The 18,389-nt window shown below is 51.4% G+C and carries 18 protein-coding genes; all 18 read right to left on the reverse strand.

The window, feature by feature from the left end:
- Nucleotides 1-27: 27 nt before the first annotated feature.
- A complete protein-coding gene (locus EGV91_RS06930; protein ID WP_135502030.1) occupies nt 28-1,374 on the reverse strand; it encodes an MmgE/PrpD family protein in 1,347 nt (448 codons plus the stop codon).
- Nucleotides 1,375-1,376: 2 nt separating this feature from the next.
- Nucleotides 1,377-2,033: a GntR family transcriptional regulator gene (locus EGV91_RS06935; protein ID WP_135502033.1), complete on the reverse strand. Its 657-nt coding sequence runs from the start codon at nt 2,031-2,033 to the stop codon at nt 1,377-1,379.
- 140 nt (nt 2,034-2,173) lie between these two features.
- Complete coding sequence (locus EGV91_RS06940) at nt 2,174-2,830, reverse strand: potassium channel family protein (protein WP_135502034.1); 657 nt, start codon at nt 2,828-2,830, stop codon at nt 2,174-2,176.
- 219 nt (nt 2,831-3,049) lie between these two features.
- Nucleotides 3,050-3,595: a hypothetical protein gene (locus EGV91_RS17360; RefSeq protein WP_241666129.1), complete on the reverse strand. Its 546-nt coding sequence runs from the start codon at nt 3,593-3,595 to the stop codon at nt 3,050-3,052.
- Nucleotides 3,514-4,779 carry a M28 family peptidase gene (locus EGV91_RS06945; protein ID WP_241666130.1) on the reverse strand — a complete coding sequence of 422 codons (1,266 nt, stop codon included), beginning with the start codon at nt 4,777-4,779 and terminating at the stop codon, nt 3,514-3,516. The genes EGV91_RS17360 and EGV91_RS06945 overlap by 82 nt, the downstream gene beginning before the upstream one ends.
- Nucleotides 4,780-4,818: 39 nt before the next feature.
- The gene (locus EGV91_RS06950; RefSeq protein ID WP_135502036.1) at nt 4,819-6,087 is read right to left on the reverse strand and encodes a hypothetical protein; all 1,269 of its coding nucleotides are present in this window, start codon (nt 6,085-6,087) and stop codon (nt 4,819-4,821) included.
- A complete protein-coding gene (locus EGV91_RS06955) occupies nt 6,084-6,821 on the reverse strand; it encodes a creatininase family protein (RefSeq protein ID WP_158290584.1) in 738 nt (245 codons plus the stop codon). Before EGV91_RS06955 ends, EGV91_RS06950 begins: the two co-directional genes overlap by 4 nt.
- Before the next feature lie 42 nt (nt 6,822-6,863).
- Entirely contained in the window at nt 6,864-8,234 is a 1,371-nt protein-coding gene (locus tag EGV91_RS06960; RefSeq protein WP_135502040.1) for an amidase, read from the reverse strand.
- Nucleotides 8,235-8,237: 3 nt separating this feature from the next.
- Entirely contained in the window at nt 8,238-9,188 is a 951-nt protein-coding gene (locus tag EGV91_RS06965) for a succinylglutamate desuccinylase/aspartoacylase family protein (protein WP_135502042.1), read from the reverse strand.
- 106 nt (nt 9,189-9,294) lie between these two features.
- Nucleotides 9,295-10,926 (reverse strand): ABC transporter substrate-binding protein, encoded by a 1,632-nt coding sequence (locus tag EGV91_RS06970; RefSeq protein WP_135502044.1) that lies wholly within the window; start codon nt 10,924-10,926, stop codon nt 9,295-9,297.
- 91 nt (nt 10,927-11,017) lie between these two features.
- Nucleotides 11,018-11,833 carry a nickel transporter permease gene (gene nikC / locus EGV91_RS06975; protein WP_241666135.1) on the reverse strand — a complete coding sequence of 272 codons (816 nt, stop codon included), beginning with the start codon at nt 11,831-11,833 and terminating at the stop codon, nt 11,018-11,020.
- Between the two features lie 17 nt (nt 11,834-11,850).
- Nucleotides 11,851-12,864: an ABC transporter permease gene (locus EGV91_RS06980; protein WP_135502048.1), complete on the reverse strand. Its 1,014-nt coding sequence runs from the start codon at nt 12,862-12,864 to the stop codon at nt 11,851-11,853.
- Between the two features lie 94 nt (nt 12,865-12,958).
- The gene (locus EGV91_RS06985) at nt 12,959-13,915 is read right to left on the reverse strand and encodes an ABC transporter ATP-binding protein (protein ID WP_135502050.1); all 957 of its coding nucleotides are present in this window, start codon (nt 13,913-13,915) and stop codon (nt 12,959-12,961) included.
- Entirely contained in the window at nt 13,869-14,885 is a 1,017-nt protein-coding gene (locus EGV91_RS06990; RefSeq protein WP_135502052.1) for an ABC transporter ATP-binding protein, read from the reverse strand. The genes EGV91_RS06985 and EGV91_RS06990 overlap by 47 nt, the downstream gene beginning before the upstream one ends.
- Nucleotides 14,886-14,900: 15 nt before the next feature.
- Nucleotides 14,901-15,560, reverse strand: coding sequence for a GntR family transcriptional regulator (locus tag EGV91_RS06995; RefSeq protein ID WP_158290585.1), 660 nt, complete (start codon nt 15,558-15,560; stop codon nt 14,901-14,903).
- An 11-nt stretch (nt 15,561-15,571) separates the two neighbouring features.
- A complete protein-coding gene (locus EGV91_RS07000) occupies nt 15,572-16,624 on the reverse strand; it encodes a ketopantoate reductase family protein (protein WP_135502056.1) in 1,053 nt (350 codons plus the stop codon).
- A gap of 11 nt (nt 16,625-16,635) precedes the next feature.
- Nucleotides 16,636-17,451, reverse strand: a complete 816-nt coding sequence (locus tag EGV91_RS07005) for an SDR family NAD(P)-dependent oxidoreductase (protein ID WP_135502058.1) — start codon at nt 17,449-17,451, stop codon at nt 16,636-16,638.
- 163 nt (nt 17,452-17,614) lie between these two features.
- Complete coding sequence (locus EGV91_RS07010) at nt 17,615-18,358, reverse strand: SDR family NAD(P)-dependent oxidoreductase (protein WP_135502060.1); 744 nt, start codon at nt 18,356-18,358, stop codon at nt 17,615-17,617.
- Nucleotides 18,359-18,389 lie beyond the last annotated feature (31 nt).

An 18,389-nucleotide genomic window follows, 5' to 3' on the forward strand; every position in this document is an offset into this window, starting at 1 on the left:
TCCATCCAGAGAACCGGCTTTGCTGATTCAATTCAATATTCTCTCCGCATTTCCTTTCGTCAATGCGATCAAGCCGTCCAAATTTTCCAGCTCGTCCAGTTTGTACATCTGTTCCCGCAAAGATTCCGCTGCTCCTCCGCCAATGATGGCGTGGACCAATCGATTGAATTTGCGCTCCAATGCATTGTCGTCCATCGGGTTTTCGATGCTGCCGGTGGCGTTTTTCACAGTATGCGCGATGGTGCTGCCATCCTTCAGGTAAGCCACCGCCTGCACTTCCTCTTCTTTCACAGTGGCATCAACCTGCGGATGGATTTTGCTGCGGAACGCCACGACTTCCGGATTGTGGACGCTGGCATCCGAATATTGTGCTTCCCCGGCATCGCCTTCTAAGAAAGCCACCGCGGCGGTGTGGTAAATGCTGAATTTGCCGGCGAGCCCTGTCGGCGGCGTCGGTTTCCCTGTCAGCTCCAAAACATACGGATTGACGGTCAGCTCGATGCGTTCGACTTCTTCCGCTTTCACTTGTTTGCCGAGTGCGATGCAGGCATCGATTGAAGGGTGAAGCACGATGCCGCATGCATATGGCTTGAACGCGTTCTTCAGCAATTCCCATTCGGTGCCCCATGCCACATTCACTTTCGCTAAATCATGTTCGGGCGCCAAGACATTGGCAAACCCACGCTTCGCTTCCAGCACTTCTGTTGAGCTGGTAAAGTTCTTCTTGGCGAGCAATGCTGCCATCAACCCATTCTGCGCAGCCTTGCCGGGATGGAACGGCTTGGTCATTGTGCCGAACATTTCGCGCAAGCCAAACGATTGGGTGCCGGCGATGCCAAGTGCCCAAGCCATTTGCTCTTCATTCAACTCCAGCAAAATGCCCGCAGCGGTTGCAGCCCCAAAGACGCCTGTCGAACTGGTGATGTGGTAACCGAGGTGGTAATGGCTCGGGTACACGGCATTGGCAATGCGCAATTCCGCTTCGCATCCCAAGATGAACGCGTGCAGCACCTGCTTGCCGGACAAATTCATTTTTTCAGCAAGCGCCAAAACGACAGGTGCCACGGGTCCGCTCGGATGGTGGATCGTGTCGAGATGGGTATCGTCGTAATCGAAAATATGGGAAGACATGCCATTGATCAAAGAGGCCAGCAGCAAATCGGTTTTTTCCGTGCGGCCGAAAATTGAAACTTGTTCCGCCGATTGGATGTCTTCTTTCAAGCCGAGCACCATATCAACGGATGGATGGTGCGCAGCGCCGATTGCCACGCCCATCCAATTGTATAGGCTTTTTTTGCCATGGATATTGACTTCTTCCGGGATATCTTCCATTTTCGTCTTCAGGATATTTTCCACCAATTGTTTTGTCACCATTTCTATTCCCCGCCCTCTGTCAATTTTTGCATTGCGTGTTCGCGCGCATTCCGCACGTGGTGCTTGGCGATGCTTTCGGCAAACTCACCATCTCCAGACCGGATCGCGTCTATCAGCATCTTATGTTCGCTGATATTCTGAAGCGGCCGGCCGGATGTCGACAGCGACGCGGACATCATCAAGCCGATCTGCGTCTGCAGCATATTCATGATGGCTTCGAGATAGACATTGCCCGACAAGCGCGCCAATGTCAGGTGGAACTCTGAATTGATGCGCGCCAGTTCATGCACATGGTTGGCCACTGCTTCCTGTTCCGCTTTATCGATCAGCCTGGCCAGTTCGCTGATTCCTTCCGGCGTATGGCGTTCTGCCAGTTTCCGCGCCGCGAGCCCTTCCAGCAATTCGCGCACATCATACAACTGCGCCACTTTGCCGACCGACAGCGTAATGACCTTAACGCCTTTATGCGGCTCGTGCGTAACGATCCCCTGCTCTTCAAGCTTGCGGATCGCTTCCCGCACCGGTGTTCGGCTGACCCCGATTTTCTCGGCCAATCCCCGTTCCGTCAGCGTCTGCCCCGGCTTAATCTCGCCCGTCCGAATGGCGTTATACAGGTATTCATAGACGGAATTCTTCTTCACATCAGTCATTTCGATCATTGCGTGTTCTTGCCCCCTTCATTTGGTATACCATATTAATGAAAATTATAGACTTAAACCTGTTTATTAGCAATAAATACTTAATTTTGTATACCAAATAAAAAACCACCGTTCATGGGAACGGTGGCTGCGTGGTTCAGTTAAATTCCTTTTTCTTCAAAGCGCTTCAGGTCATCCCGATGCCCCATGACAATAAGGACGTCGTTCTCCTGCACTTCATCATTCGGTACCGGCGCAATATTGACGTCTTCTCCGCGTTTGATCGCGAGAATAATAATCTTGTATCGCTCCCGCAAATTAAGCTTCGCCAATGTGCGGTTCGCGATTTTGTCCGATGCCGTCAATTCCTGGATGCTGTAATCCTTCGACAAATCGATATAGTCGATGATTTTTTCCGAATCCATATGGTGCGCGACGCGGACACCCATTTCATACTCCGGCTGGATGACCCGATCAGCACCGACTTTTTCAAGGATTTTCTGGTGCTGCAGGTCGCGGGCCTTCACCCATACCTTCGAAACGCCAATCTCTTTCAACATCAACGTGCACAGCACGCTCGCCTGAAGATCATCCCCGATGGCAACAATGGCGTTGTCGAAATTCCGCACGCCCAGCGCCTTCAATTCGCTTTCATCCGTCGCGTTGGCAATAACGGCATGGGAGGAATGATCGCGGTTCGCATCCACTCTCTCCATATTCGAATCGATCGCCAGCACTTCATGGCCCATTTTATAAAGCTCTTGGCACACACTGCTGCCAAAACGGCCAAGGCCAATTACCACGACTTGTTTTTTCACTTTAATTCCCTCTTTCTGCGCTATCCTTCAATCATCTCTGATAGCTAAAATCTACCCTCGCGAGCCCTTGTTGTCAAATGGCATCCCTTGGCTGGGTTCTGTTGGAATGGAAAAGAATTTTCCTGAACAATAGATAAAGAGAGAATGGCGTGTGAAAAGGCACACCATTCTCTCTCTATGTACCTTCCAGTGAAACTTTGCATCGAAGCCAAGGGCGCCTTATTCGATCAGCGATTCAGCGATTCGAATCGCTTTTAAAAGCGCGAATTCGACTTTATTGAGCCGCCTTTTCAACAGGGTCTGCCATTCAAACGCTTCCGGGCTCCCTGGCTTTGTTTCCGACAGCCGCCAGATATCTTTTAGCAACGGCACGGCTGGCAGATTCACCGCCAAATCCTGCTCGAAAAGATCGCCGCTGACGTAACTGAGCGGAATCAGTTCATGGGCGATTGCAAGCATCGCTTGGTTGAATTTTTTCGCTTCGCCGTCTTGCCAATCTTTCCGATCTGCGAGTTTATTGAGCTGTGCTCCCAGTGCTTGGAGCTTTCCAGCGCGCTCCAAAGCCTTCGACAAATCCAACTGCTCTCCCGCCGTAAGGGCATAAGCTTCCAATGCCGCAGAAATTTCAGCAGCGCCTGCAGCATGATTGAGTGCCATCACTTTGCGCGAACAGGCATCGTAGATCAGTGACACGTAAACTTGGCAATCGCGCCGCAGGTTTTCAGGGTCGAGCTTGTCGAGCGTATCTTCACAGTGTGCCACCACCAGCCGAAGCCACCGGATTTTATGCCGCCGAACAGCTTCACTAAGGTGCGTGACGCTGCATCGTCCGTTTGCGGCTGTTCGGAAAGACCCATGAACAACGCAGGAACTCCCGGTCCCCAGAACGATTGGTCGCCGCCTCTTCCAAAGCGCTTGCCGATAAAAGCCTCGCCTGTCAGCGCCTCGACGAACGAGCCTCCGTAATCGCGCGTCTCGGCCATGCAATTGCTTTCGCCAAGGATTTGCGCCCCTTTCCCGCCCAAAGAATCGGCATAGACATGCAACAGGCAATGTTCATGCAGTTCTTCCCAATGGCTGTCACAATAATAGGCGGATCCTGAATAGCGGCCGTGGGAATGGCCGGACCAAAACGCCAAGCGCAGTGTCCGGCGCAAAGGCATTGGCTGGCTCATCAGAATCCGTGCCGTTTCAAGCAATGCTGCATTGGCGCTGGCGTTGTCCATTGCGCCATAATGCCAGGAGTCGATATGGCTGCTGAACAACACGAATTTTTCCGGTTCGATGTCACCTTTGATGTCTGCCAGTAACGTGGGGATTTTACGCCAGCCGGTATCGACTTCCGTTTTCAGCCAGACCTTCAGTGGTTCGCCATATCGGGCCAATTGGCCGAGCAATTGGGCCCCTTCTTTTTCCGTGATGGAAAGCACCGGAATTTTCGGGAACTCTTTTTTCGTCTCCGGTGTCGGATTGCCCCAGACCCGGGACACGGTCATTTCGTGGGTGATCGATCCGTTGATGAAAATTCCGGCAATCGCTCCTGCCTGCTCCAGCATTTGCACCCCGCCCGGCGTCGCTATCCCGTCCGTCAGCACCACTTTTCCGGCTGCTTCCATGCCAGAGGCGAGCTCTTTCACATAAAGCAGCTCTCCGTCGAGGCCCTCATTGCCGGTCGAAGTGGACATCGAATGGGTGATGCATGGAAACTCCATGCCGCCCGCCTGCAATTCTGCCGACAGCGGCAAACTGATAAAGCCGTCATGAAAGCTCAAGGCGGTTTCAAGACCCAGAGCGTCAAGCTCCCCCTTTACGTATTGGAACGCCCGCAGCTCTTCTGGCGAACCGGAGAGCCGAACTTCTTTCGCAATTTCTGCCGTAAACGCCATCAATTTCTCTGCTGATACCTTGTCGCTCAAGTCCAGGTGTGTTTTATTCAACTCGACAACCATCGAAAACCTCCTTTTCCGGCGTTGATAAGCCTCGTTTGGTTACAGGACAAAATCCTTCGCGGCCGTTTTAACTTGTTCAAATGGCTGAAAGCGGCTGCCGCTCAAATCACTGACGGCATCGATAAACGTATTGGTGGTATGCGGCGTGTCATAAAGGATTTTGAAAAACTCCGCCCGCTGATCTTTCGCCACCGAATCATAGCCTTTGCCGACCATCCAACGGCCGTAATAATAGGAAGGATAATAGGTTTTTTGAATGGGATGCGAGAAAAACCGATAGCAATTATTCGCTTCGATGGGGCCCAGCATCCCTTTGTCCATCATATAGGCAACAGCTTCCTCTTTGTTCATCTTCCCTTCATTGAACAGATAACAGGCATTGGTCATGGCCATTCGCTGCATATCGATCCAATCGCGCGCCAGTTTATAATGCTGCTTCGCTTGCAGGGTGATGCCTTCGGTTTCTTCTTCGTCGCGGTCCCATCCCAGGAAATGAAGCGCACTTTCAGGCCCCCCTTCGAACAACGCATTCGTCGGACTGTTGATCAGGTAATAAGAAGCTTCGATTGGCAGCTTGCCTTGCTGAAACAGGTAATCCCAGCGGCAGTAAAATGCCTGATGGCCCGGGTAGCCTTCATGCGCCATGATCTGCGCCAGCACAGGTTCTGTCCAAGGCCGGTCAATATTGAATGTCAGATTGCCGCGGAAATTGCCGGTGTACTTGGAATATCCGCTCCAAAACACCCCTTGAATCGGCTTGATGTAATCCAATCCGTCTCCTTCGGGCAATTCGATGACCCGCTTCAATGTCCCTTCCTTGCCTTTGTCTTTCATCGACTGGGCCACTTCAACCACTTTATCAGGCGCAATCAATGTCTCAGCGAGCCAGCTTTGCGCTTTTTCCTGCAGGCTGCCTTTATAGCCGAGTTCCCCCAAGCCTTTTTCCACAAGGTCGCGGTGCCCAGCCATCGTTTCTTCCGGAATCAGCGTGGCCGGCAATTCCTGGATGTTGGCAATGTACTCTGCATAAGGCAAATCGTCGCCTTGAAGGCTGCGCCCAAAGTAACGGTACGCATTGACCATCGAGCGCAAATACCTGCCCGGATGGCCGGTAAGCCCCTGGATTTCCTTTTCCACCTCATCGATTTTGCGGCCAATTTCATCAAAGTTCCGGAGCGTGGGCTTGACGCTGCTGTAGCTGGCTGACGCCGTTTCCGTATCGTGCAGTTTTAAGGTTTGTTCATTGAGGCTCAAAACGATATCCACTATCGCTTCTCCCACCGGTTCTGAAGTCCAACGTAAGGTCATCTTTCCATTCCCCTTTCGTACTGCATTTCAATATCCCATAATGTGCGAATGTCTTCGAGCACCAACTTCACCATCATTGCATAGAGCTTTTCCCCTTTGTCCGCCGTTGCTGCCCCAGCGTTGCCAGAAAAGGCTTCCGGATACAGCGTGGCCCCGCCATCTTTAAAACGGAAGCGTTTTGCCAAGGGAATTTCGTGCCTGCCGACGCCTTGCGTATAGGCGTACCGCTCATCGATCGCCAAAACCATCGACGTTTCGTCTTCGCCTGCATGGCCCGGGTCTGGAGTGATCCTTTTGATGTCTTCTCGGTAATCGATATACCAATTGATGGTCAGTGTCCGTATCCCGATGTCCGCCAATTTTTCGGTGACAAGATCGAGGCTCGCAATGTTGCCGCCGTGGCCGTTGAACAAAATGATGTTGCTGAATCCGTTCTGGTAAAAGCCTTTGCATATTTCAAGAACATAATTCCCGAAAACTTCCCCCGGAACATCAATCGTCCCGGCAAACGGCGCAAGCCCCCAGGAATGTCCATACGCCACTTCAGGCGCCATCAAAATCCTATCGCCTGCCTCTTCTTCGAGCCGCCTGACGAACTCCCTTGGAATCAGCACATCCGTGCCAAGCGCACAATGAGGGCCATGGGCTTCGACCATGCCGATCGGCAGCAGCACCGTATTGATGCTTTTCTGAAGTTCTTTAAAATTGTTCAAATTCATCGTCATCATATCCATAAGCCGCTTCCTTTCTTTTTCTTGCGCCATTCGAGCTGTTTCTCAATCAAAGCTGGGCATCCGAGCGCTCCGCATCGTTTCAAGCTGATGCGCGGCGCGCAGCAATTCAATGTCCTGAAAATGCGGCGCGGCCAGCTGCATGCCTACCGGCAGGCCATCGGCTGTAAACCCCATATTCACTGATACTGCCGGATGGCCGCTGATGTTGAAAGGTCCCGTGAACAGCATTTCATCTTCTTCGCTGCCAATCACCGGATCTTCCGCAAGGGCTGCAAATGACACCGTTGGCATCAATAACAAGTCGAATGTGTTAAAAAGGGTTGAGACGGCTGATGTGAACCGCTTCAGGTCCCGCTGGCCGTTCAAGTAATCAACCGCTTTCGCCTCCATGCCCTGCTCGATCTGACGATACGTCATTGTTGCGTATTCCTCTTTCCGGCCAAGCCATTGCTGATGGATCTGCGCCGCTTCCGGCAGCAGCACCGCCATGATGATATCCTCCATGCGTGCCCATCCTTCAATTTCCACCTCATCGATATGCCAGCCAAGCGAGCGGACATGCTGCAGCGTTTCCTTGTAGACACGGGCCACGTCAGGCGTGAGTCCGCGGAGAAGACGCTCCGGCAGAACACCGACGTGTTTAGCATCCAACGCACTGAAATTGCTGATGTCCACTTCACCGGAGCCGCCCGTCAATGAATGGGGATCCTGCGGGTCAAAGCCCGCAATCACCTCCAGCACCAACGCCGCATCAAGCGCATTGCGGGCAATCGGCCCGGCGTGGTCGAGCGACCCGCTTAACGGAAAGACCCCGTGCAAGCTCACAAGTCCGCGTGTCGGCTTGAGTCCGGCGACTCCGCAATAGGAGGCGGGAATGCGGATCGAGCCGCCGGTGTCCGAGCCGAGTGAAAAATAGCCGATGCCGCTTGCAACAGCAGCCGCCGACCCGCCGGACGAACCGCCGGACGTTTTCGACAGGTCCCACGGATTGTTCGTCTTGCCGAAATCCGGATGGACGATTCCATATGCGAATTCAAGCATATTGGTTTTTCCAAGCATGATGGCACCCGCCGCGTCCAGCTTACTGACCGCAGTCGCACTGTAATCCGGCACAAAATCTTTCAGGATCGGGGAAGCGCACGTAGTACGGATTCCCTCCGTATAAAATAAATCTTTTGCGGAATACGGAATCCCTGCAAGCAGGTGGCTTGGCTTGTTCGCCAAAAATGCCTCTTCCGCTTTTTTTGCCTGCCGCAGCGCAGAGTCTTCAGCCACCGTTATAAACGCATTCAATGCCTTTCCGATTTTTTCCTGGCGTTCAAAGGACAGTTTCACCACTTCCACCGGAGACACTTGTTTCTGGCGATACAAAGCGGCAAGCTCGGTAATTGAAAGGTTCAGCACATTCTCCATCGTTCACGCTCCTATTGCCAGCAAAGGATCGCCGTCATTTATGGCAAGGGAACTGACCAAAAATAACACGACGCCATCCGTATGCGAGCGGATTTCCTGAAGGGTATCGCCGAATTCATCTGCCAGCGTTCCCAATAGCTGGCCTTTGGCGACTTCGTCGCCCACGTTGATGACCGGATACCAAAGCCCGCGTCTATCGGACCGGTACCAGTCAAAAACAGAGATATAAACCGAGTCAGCTTTCTGAACTTCATCAGCCAGGATTCCCAAAGACGCCAAAACATTGCTGACGCCCCGCTGCAGCATTTCCGAGTCCTGTCCACTCATAATCCCTTGTTGCCCGGCCTCTGCAATGATGGCTGGGATGCCCTGTTCAGCGGCGCAGCCATAAGTGGATCCCGGCACTTGGCCGCTGCTGCCGATCACATAGCTGATTTCAAATAACGATGCCATGCCTTTTGAAGTTTCTTGCACTTTCCGATCTTCAGCTGCGTGGTAAATAGTGAACGGCACCAGCGCTTCGATCATATCGCCCCCGTGGAGGTCAATGACGTAATCGACCTTCTTCATCACCGCTTCATTGAGCCAATAAGCGAGCCTTTCCGCATCGCTTCCATGTTGATTTCCAGGAAACATGCGGTTCAGGTTTTTATGGTCTTTTGGGTGGACATAAATGCTGCGGGCATAAAATGCAGCAGGATTTGCAATCGGCAAAACGATTGCCTTTCCTTTCATCTCTTCAGGGTCAAGCGCCGCACCAATCTTTTGAGCCGCGTCGATTGATGTATATTCACAGCCATGGATGCCACCCATAACCAGAACTGTCGGGCCTTCCTGAGAACCGTTGACCAGAAAGACCGGCAGCTTTTCTTCTATAGAGGGCAATTCAAGGTAAGATTTCACTTTTTCCCCTTTCGCAGCAGATACATTCAATACCTTCCATTCTTTCTCCATGTCCGTACTCCCCACCTTATGTGATTTTCTGAACCCTCCGGACCTGCCATTTTTCTAAAAAAGAGGGAGGCAGCTGTTGTGCGACAGCCGCTCCCACCCTCATGCCCTATTCTTCTTTCGTGATCTTGTGGAATGGTACATACCAGGAATTCATCGGATTCAATTCATAGCCTTTGACCCAGCTTCTTAAAGGAGCCTGCAATTTAGGCTGGGCAACAAAGATATATGGAACTTCCTCTGCCATGAGATTCTGGATTTCCATGTAGTTGTTTTCACGCAGCGCTTCGTCTGTAGAAGTTCTTCCTTCTTCAAGCAGCGCATCGATTTCACTGTTTTCATAGAACGCCAAGTTAAATCCTGGCCCTTTGCTGGATGAATGGGCGAAATACCATAGATTGTAGTCCGGATCCGGATAATCCGGCGTCCAGGAAACCAGGCCGAAATCATGTTTGCCTGTGGTGACGAGATCCAGGAATGTCGGCCAAGCGTACGTTTTGATGTTCAGCGTAACGCCGACTTTCTCTAAATCGGATTGCAGCAGCAATGCCGTGTTGCTGCGCACTTCATTGTCTTCGGAAATGGCAATTTCAAGTTCCAGCCCGCTTTCATGGCCGGCCTCTTTCAGCAATTCTTTCGCTTTGTCCAAATCGTAGTCGTAAAGCTTGGCATCGGAATTAAAGCCGAACATGCCTTTCGGAACAGCCCCGACGATGCGCTCCGCTTTGCCCAGATAGACGCTTTCCAGCAATGCATCGTAATTGATGCTGTGAGCTATCGCCTGGCGTACACGGACATCGGCAAGCGCGCCTTTTTCCGTATTCATCGGCATGTAATCAATTTGGTAGCCATCCGCTTCCAAAATTTCCACGCCTTCAGTGCCTTCCATCTGCCCCAAAACTTCAGGAGAAATGACGGTATTGTCGATCATGTCGATTTCTCCTTTTTCAAGCATCAAACGTGCAGTGGATGCTTCCGTGATGAAGCGGATATTCACCGTTTCCATCGTCGGAGCTTCTCCCCAATAATCCGGATTCGCTTTCAAGACCAGTGTTTCGCCGCGATCCCAGCTGTCCAGCATGTAAGGGCCTGACCCCATCACTTCTTCTGACAGGAAGCTTTCGCCCAAATCATCGCCGTGGTTTTCTTCCAGGGCCGGGTTGATGATATTGCCGAACGCCGTTCCCAATGTGCTGACAAATGGAGCAAAAGGCTCTTTCAACGTAATCTTGATCGTATAGTCATCAATCACTTCGAAGCTGTTTTCATCAATGACTTTGCTGAAAATTCCGGCTGCGGATTTTCCGACATTGATCGCCCGAGTGAATGAATACTGGACCGCTTCCGCCGTCACCGGCGAACCGTCATGGAATTTCGCATTTTCCACCAATTTGAACGTATACTCCTTGCCGTCATCTGACACTTCCCAGCTTTCTGCGAGCTGCGGCTGAGGCTCTGTCGACGTTCCGTCATACGTCACCAAACGGTCGTACGTCATGTAAATCACGCGGAACGTAGTGTTCGCAGCTGAACCATGCGGATCCAATCCTGGTATGTCCTGGTTGGTCGCAAAATTGAAGACTTCGGCGTCAAAGTTTTCGTTCGATTCGGCGGGTGTCCCTTCAGGCGATGCTGCACCTTCTCCTTCTGTTTCTTCATTGTAATTTTGGCAGCCTGCAAGCACTAACACAGCAATAATAAGGAATAAGAAAAATTTTGGCCATCGAGTTTTAAACTCCACTGTATTTCCCCCTTTAGTTAGTGTGATTGATTTACGTACACAGAAATGAGCAGACAACCTCTATCCCCCTTTCAATAAATTCACGTGCGGCTTAGCGCTGCTTAGGATCCATGACGTCATTCAGACCATCGCCGAGCAGGTTGAATCCGAGTACGGTAAATAAGATTGCCAAGCCCGGGAAAGTTGCCGCCCACCAAGCTTCCCGCAATATTTCGCGGCTATTCGCCAGCATCGCGCCCCATTCAGGGGAAGGCGGCTGTGCACCGAGACCGATGAAACTGAGGCCCGCTGCAGACAAGATGACAAATCCCAGGTCAAGGGAAGCCTGGATGGTTGCCGGAGCAATCGAGTTCGGGATTACTTCCTTGAACAGAATCCGGAAAGGATTCGCCCCGAGCGCCCGGGAAGCCTCGATGAATTCTGAATGCTTGATTGACATCACCGATGACCTGACAATCCGCGTATACCACGGCCACCAGGTGGCAGCGAGTGCGAGCATAACGTTTTCAATTGACGGCCCAAGTGCGGCCGCAATGGACATCGCCAAAATAATGCCGGGAAATGATAGAAAGACATCGGTAATCCGCATGATGACTTGGTCGATGCGGCCGCCTGCATAACCGGCAATCGCACCGAGAATCGTGCCGATTGGGAACGCGATCAGCACCACCAATAGGCCGATGCGAAGCGAAATTCGTGTGCCGTAGATGATGCGGCTGAAAATATCCCTCCCTACTTCATCGGTGCCGAAATAATGCTCTGCACTCGGCGCCTCCAATTTGCTTACGAGATCCACCTCGGTCGGGCTGTGCGTTGCAATGGCCGGCGCAAATAATGCCGCTATCAGGATGATCACTACTATGAAGAGCCCGAGCATTGTCAACGGGCTGCTTGTTACTCTTCGCACCAACTCGATCACTCTCCTTAGTTATGCTTCAAACGCGGATCGATGAAAAAATACAAGGTATCAACAATCAAATTGACGATGATGAACATGACCGCTATAAGCAAAGTGACGCCCATGACAGCGGGAAAATCCAAGTAGTTGATGGCGTTGACCGCGTATTGGCCGAGGCCGGGCCACGAAAATACCGCTTCCACGAGGACACTGCCGCCCAGCGCATGGCCGAATGCCATTCCAAGAAGCGTAATGACCGGCATAATGCCGTTGCGAAGCGCATGTCCATAAAGCACCCGGTTCTCCGGGGCCCCTTTTGCAAAAGCCGTCCGGATATAATCGCTCTGGAGCACAGTAAGCATGCTCGACCTCGTCATCCGTGTGATCATCCCGACCGTCACCGCCGCAAGTGTGATGCCCGGCAGAATCATGTGCATGACCGCTGCATAAAGCACTGGCCAATTCCCGGTCAACAGCGCATCGATCGTATACATGCCGGTTATATATTCCGGAGGCGACATGCCGCCGTCCAGCCTTCCTGAACCCGGCAGCACGCCCAGTTTCAAATAGAAAAATAGCAGCAGCAGCAAGCCCAGCCAGAATGCAGGCATCGCGACGCCGATCAAAGCGAAGACCCGGGTGAACTGGTCGGCGATCCTGTCTTTCCTGCTGGCGCTGATGACGCCAAACGGGATCCCGACCACCAGCGTGATGAACATCGCGAACATCGTCAGCTCAAATGTGGCAGGTGAATATCTGAGCAGATCCTCCACGACGGGGCGCTGGGAATAAGTACTTTTCCCAAGGTCTCCTTGAAAAATTCCTGCCATGTAATTTCCGTACTGGACATAAAGCGGATCGTTCAGCCCCATGTCTTCCCGCAGCGCTTCGAGCCCTTCCGGAGTAGCTTTCGGGCCTAAGATCAACCGAGCGGGATCTCCCGGGATGGTATTTGAGATAGCGAAAGTCAAAATACTGATGCCGATCAGTATCGGAATCATCAGCAGCAAGCGTTTACCGATAAAGCGCAAGGCGTCCATTAAGCTGTCCCCCTCCATTTCCATTCAAGCTGTTACCATTTCCTCGAGCAAATTGATGAAACTGTCATTCCTTGTCCAGAAAAGAGCTAGAGATTTACACGTGGATGCATGCCGCAAAATGGCCTGGTGCTTTTTCTTCCAGCGGCGGCACAATTTCTGCGCATTCCTTCGTCGCCATCGGGCATCTTGTGTGGAATGTACAGCCACTCGGCGGATTGGACGGGCTTGGCAAATCGCCTTGAAGGATGATGCGGCTTCTTATACGGGTCGGATCCGGAACCGGCAGTGCAGAAAGCAGCGCCTGCGTATAAGGATGCATCGGCGTATCGTAAACCTTTCCGACATCAGCGATTTCAACAACTTTCCCTAGATACATCACCGCTACTTTATCCGAGATATGCTGCACAACGGACAAGTCATGGGAAATGAACATATAGCTGAGATTCATCTCCTGCTGCAATTCGAGCATCAAATTGAGCACCTGCGATTGAACAGAGACGTCGAGCGCTGAAACCGGCTCATCGGCGATGATCAATTTCGGATTGAGCGCCAATGCCCTGGCAATCCCGATGCGTTGGCGCTGCCCGCCTGAAAATTCATGGGGATAATTGCTGAGCTGCTCTTTCCGCAAACCGATTTTCCCCGACAAATTCTCGATCAGCTCTTTTCGCTCCCTTTTATCGCCGACACCGTGGATGATGAGCGGCGCTTCAAGAATTTGGCGCACCGTCCGCCTTGGGTTCAGCGAAGCATAAGGGTCCTGGAAGACGATTTGCATTTCTTTGCGCAATTCCTTCAACCGCTTAGCAGACATGCCTACGATTTCTTCCCCTTCGAACTTAATGCTGCCTTCCGTGGGTTCCACCAAACGCAGAATCGAACGTCCCAGGCTGGATTTGCCGCAGCCAGATTCCCCGACAACACCCAATGTTTTGCCTTCCTCTATTGTGATCGACACGCCATCTACCGCTTTGACGATTGTCTTTTCTCCTAAAAACCCTTTTTTAGTGGTGAAATGCTGTTTCAAGTTGCTTACTTCCAGCAGAGCCATTCGCCGTCCCCTCCTTTTCATCGTAGAGCCAGCAGGCAGTTTGATGATCTTCTTTGATGCGGATCATGGCAGGGGTCACATTTCGGCAGACATCCATTACATGTGGACAGCGGTCGGCAAAACGGCAGCCCACCGGCATGCTTCCTGGCGTGGGGACAGTGCCCAGAATCGATCCCAGTTTTTTCTTGCGCTCGCCGAGCTTCGGTATCGATGCCAAGAGCCCTTGCGTATAAGGGTGTTTCGGGTTTTGGAATAATTCAATGACTGGCGCCTCTTCGACGATTTTTCCGGCATACATGACCAACACCCGGTCACAAACTTCGGCGACAACGCCCATATCGTGGGTAATCATGATAATGCCCATATTCGTCTGCTGTTTAATTTCGTTCATCAATTCCAAAATCTGGGCCTGGATGGTTACATCCAGCGCCGTTGTCGGCTCGTCACAAATCAATAGCTGGGGCTCACAGGCCATGGCTATCGCTATCATCACCCGTTGCCGCATGCCGCCTGATAACTGGTGCGGATATTCATCGATCAACTCTTCTGCACGCGGCAAACCAACAGCCTTCAGCAATTGCAGCACTCGGCTCCGCCGTTCCTCCTTGCTCTTTTTCGTATGGAGGATAAGCGATTCCTCGATTTGCGTACCAATTGTTTGCAGCGGGTTCAGCGAAGTCAGCGGATCTTGGAAAATCATCGACATTTGATTGCCTCTGATTTTTTCAAGCCGCCTTTTGGAATAAACGGAAATCAATTCCCCTTGCAGATCCACTTCGCCCGTGAGGCGTGCTTTATCCGGCAGCAACTGCATCAATGACAACGCCGTCATGCTTTTTCCACAGCCCGATTCCCCTACAATCCCTAAAGTTTCACCTTGTTTCACTTGAAAAGAGAGGTCTTCAAGAATCGGTGAATATTTCCCCGCCCGTTTCAGCGACAGTGACATATTTTTTACGTCCAACAGCATACTTCCACCGCCTTTTCAGTCTTGGGTTGATGGCATTTTTGATAAATCCTTCAGCGCCGCTGTGTAATGATCCGAAAATGCTTTTTGGATTTTCTTTTTATTGCGGGTGCGGAGCGCATCCAGCAGCACCCGATGATTTTGCACCACTTGCTCCACCCGCATCGGCACCCGATTGGCTACGGTCAAATACATGACCCCGACTTGGGTATCGAGATGCTTATGGATGCTGATGAGCCGGTTATGCTTGGATGCCGCTACGATTTTGCCATGAAACAGAATGTCGCATTGGACTTGCCGTTCTATATCATGGTCTTCCATCGCCTCCGTAAACTGTTCAATATAGCCTTCCAGTTCGCTCATATCCTTGTCCGTCAAATGCGGCAATGCCAATTGCGCCGCTTCCCCTTCCAGCAAGGCGCGCAAGGTATAGATTTCAAAGGCATCCTGCTGAGACAAAGTCGCCACGAACGTCCCTTTATTGGTCTCGTGTTTGATCAACCCTTCATTTTGCAGAAGCTTTAACGCTTCCCGGATCGGCCCTCTTGAAATACTGAATTTTTCTGCCAGCTGCGCTTGGTTGATCCAACTGCCCGCCTGCAATTCACCGTTCAAGATCATTTTCCTGATGATTTTTGCTACATCGTCCGATAAGGTTCTTTGGTCTGGGATAATCATCTCTTTCACTCCTATAGCCGGCTCGCCCTTGCCGGCAATGTCTCGTAGATCTCCTGCATTTCGTATAAATTTCCCCATCCCATCGGCCTAACGCCGAATTCAATCTCTTTTATGGCTTCAATCAATGCTGCCAGCAGCGGCATTTCGATTCCGTGGTTTTGTCCGATTTCCAGAATCGGCACCAATTGGGCATCCACTTCTGTTTTCCGTTTGCGGACAGCTAAATCACGCCATATCCCGCTTTTCTGCTTTTTATTGGCATCCATCCTGCCGGCCAGTTTCTCCAGCTGAGCATCCAGCTTTTCCGGGTACCTTGTTTCACGGGGATAGACCAAAGACGGTTCCCAGTCATCAAAACCGAGCGGCTGCACCCCTTCCCGGTCGGCTGTCTCCAGGATTTCTGCGCATAATTCCATGAGCATACCGCGCAAATCACGCCGCCGCACCACTGTGGCCATTGTTTCGTCAACAAGTGCGGTGGCATATAACAAGCCTGCATAGGACATCTTGCCCCAAAGAAAACCCCAAATATTGTCAGTCACTTCTGCAGGACCCCATACTTGAAGTTTGTCTTTTAATGCCAAGATGCGCGGTGAAATACGCCCGTCCAATTCGCCCAGGTAAAGGGAAGCAACGCCGCCGTACAGGATTTTTCCCGGTTCGATATAATCTGCCGAGAAATTGACGAAGCAGCCGATTGTGCGTTCGGCTCCGATCATCTTCGAAATCCGTCGTTCGCAAAGTCCATTCTGCAGCGAAACCACTTCAGAAGAAGGAGTCAAAAGAGGCAGCAAAGGCGTCAGCGCTTTTTCTGTGTGATGGGCTTTGACGCACAGGAAAACCGTGCTCAGCGGCTGGCGCCTTTCGACGAGCTGTTCCGGCGTGAAAGCTTCGGCTTTCACTGTAAAGGTTTCTTCAAGCCCTTCAATCGTCAGCCCATCTGAATTGATCTTGTTGACATGCTCTTCGGCGACGTCACAGAATATGACCTCTTCCCCCGCACGCGAAAGGTATGCGCCCAACACTCCCCCGATTGCTCCGGCTCCGATAATCGTAATTGCCATTATGTGCCCTCCTAGAAAAGTTGTAGTCCACCATCGGCCGAAATCACTTGGCCGCTTACATACTGGGAAAAGTCTGATGCGAAAAAGAGAACCGGATGAGCTATGTCTTCCGCTGTGCCCAGCCTTTTGAGTGAAATGGATTCGATCAGATTCTCCTGCTGGGTGCTGTTCATTGCACCCCATTGCCTTTCAGTGGAAGGGTTGGATAAGACAAATCCAGGGGCCACATTGTTGACGGTTATGCCGTATCGACCCAGTTCCCTCGCCATTTGGCGGGAAAATCCGATCTGTCCTGCTTTCGCGCTGGTGTAGGCTTGTATGCCGGTTAAACTGCTGCTGCGGCCTGCACCGCTTGAAATATTGACAATCCGGCCGTAGCCTTCTTTTTTCATATGCGGCGCCACTGCCCGCACCATATAAAAAGCCGATTTGAGGTTAATATCGATGACCTTTTCCCATTGCTCATCGGACACCTCTTCAATGGCCTGGTGGACTTGCCCGGCTACGCCGCCGGCAACATTGATGAGAATGTCGATTTTGCCAAAGCTGGCTGCGGCTTTTTCCACAAAGTTGTTTACTGCGACGGAATCTGTCACGTCGCAAATATATGTATTGATTGATCCGGAGGAAGCGGATGCTGCAATCGCTCCTTCCACTTCTTCTTTCGTTTCCAAGAGGGAATGCCCAAGAATATCGGCCGCCGCTACGGCTGCCCCCCGGACAGCGAGCTCCCTGCAAATGGCGCGCCCGATTCCATGTGCCGCTCCAGTGACGATTGCGACTCGATTTTCAAAAGTTAACTGTAAACTGTTAACACTTTGATTCATTGCAATCCCTCCCTTGCTGATTTTTTTATAGTATATTCTTATTGTTTTTTATTTGCAATACTATTTTGAATATTTAGATTTAATATTTAAATCATTTACTATTAAGTTCTTGTTGTCTATAAAATGAAAAAAAGAGCCCAATCAGGCTCTCTTCATTCTCGTATTATTGAGCTGTATATCCGCCGTCGACCAAAATGGTCGTGCCTGTCATAAATTCATTTTCACAAAGGAAGACGATGGCATGGGCGATTTCTTCCGGCTGGCCGAGACGGCCGATCGGATGTTTTGCCACCAAGGCATCATAGAATTCCGGTCCGAGCGCATCACGGCTGACCATGCCTGACTCGACATATCCAGGAGCGACTGCGTTGACGCGGATATTCTTGCTGGCGTATTGAAGGGCAAGTGATTTGGTCATCAAATTGACCGCCCCTTTGGAAGCATTATACGCAAATGCGCCGCCTTCCCCGACGCTTCCGAGAATCGAAGAAGTGTTGATGACGACTCCACCGCCGGTTTTCATCATTTCCCGGACAGCATGTTTGGAACCGAAAAAGACGCTGTCCTGATTGACTGCGATGGTTTTATGGTAATCTTCGTACGTCAGCTCGTGGGTTTCGCCAAGAGAACCGATGCCCGCGTTATTGACCATGATATCGAGCTGGCCGTATTGGCTGACCGCTTCCGCCACCAAGTTTTGTACAGCTTCTTCCTGGGACACATCCACTTTTAAAAATGAGACGCTGCCGCTATGCTCTTTCATGTGTTCAACTGCGGCTTGGCCGCCTTCTTCATTGAAATCAGCCACCAGCACTTTCGCCCCTTTAGCCAGAAACGCTTTTGCGGTTGCCAGCCCGATGCCAGATGCGCCGCCTGTCACCACTGCCACTTTGCCTTGTAAATCCATCCAATCTGCCTCCTTATGATTTAAAATTTCT

The organism is Planococcus koreensis (assembly GCF_004761975.1).
In the GTDB taxonomy this organism is placed as follows: Bacteria; Bacillota; Bacilli; order Bacillales_A; family Planococcaceae; genus Planococcus; species Planococcus koreensis.

Coding starts and splice junctions, on each gene's coding strand:
- EGV91_RS06990 (WP_135502052.1), bottom strand. CDS start 14,885: ATGCTGTTGGACGTAAAAAATATGTCACTGTCGCTGAAACGGGCGGGG.
- EGV91_RS06955 (WP_158290584.1), bottom strand. CDS start 6,821: ATGGATATGATGACGATGAATTTGAACAATTTTAAAGAACTTCAGAAA.
- EGV91_RS07005 (WP_135502058.1), bottom strand. CDS start 17,451: ATGAATCAAAGTGTTAACAGTTTACAGTTAACTTTTGAAAATCGAGTC.
- EGV91_RS06965 (WP_135502042.1), bottom strand. CDS start 9,188: ATGGAGAAAGAATGGAAGGTATTGAATGTATCTGCTGCGAAAGGGGAA.
- EGV91_RS06995 (WP_158290585.1), bottom strand. CDS start 15,560: ATGATTATCCCAGACCAAAGAACCTTATCGGACGATGTAGCAAAAATC.
- EGV91_RS06960 (WP_135502040.1), bottom strand. CDS start 8,234: ATGGAGAATGTGCTGAACCTTTCAATTACCGAGCTTGCCGCTTTGTAT.
- EGV91_RS06930 (WP_135502030.1), bottom strand. CDS start 1,374: ATGGTGACAAAACAATTGGTGGAAAATATCCTGAAGACGAAAATGGAA.
- EGV91_RS06950 (WP_135502036.1), bottom strand. CDS start 6,087: ATGACCTTACGTTGGACTTCAGAACCGGTGGGAGAAGCGATAGTGGAT.
- EGV91_RS07010 (WP_135502060.1), bottom strand. CDS start 18,358: ATGGATTTACAAGGCAAAGTGGCAGTGGTGACAGGCGGCGCATCTGGC.
- EGV91_RS06985 (WP_135502050.1), bottom strand. CDS start 13,915: ATGGCTCTGCTGGAAGTAAGCAACTTGAAACAGCATTTCACCACTAAA.
- EGV91_RS06980 (WP_135502048.1), bottom strand. CDS start 12,864: ATGGACGCCTTGCGCTTTATCGGTAAACGCTTGCTGCTGATGATTCCG.
- EGV91_RS06935 (WP_135502033.1), bottom strand. CDS start 2,033: ATGATCGAAATGACTGATGTGAAGAAGAATTCCGTCTATGAATACCTG.
- EGV91_RS07000 (WP_135502056.1), bottom strand. CDS start 16,624: ATGGCAATTACGATTATCGGAGCCGGAGCAATCGGGGGAGTGTTGGGC.
- EGV91_RS06945 (WP_241666130.1), bottom strand. CDS start 4,779: ATGGTTGTCGAGTTGAATAAAACACACCTGGACTTGAGCGACAAGGTA.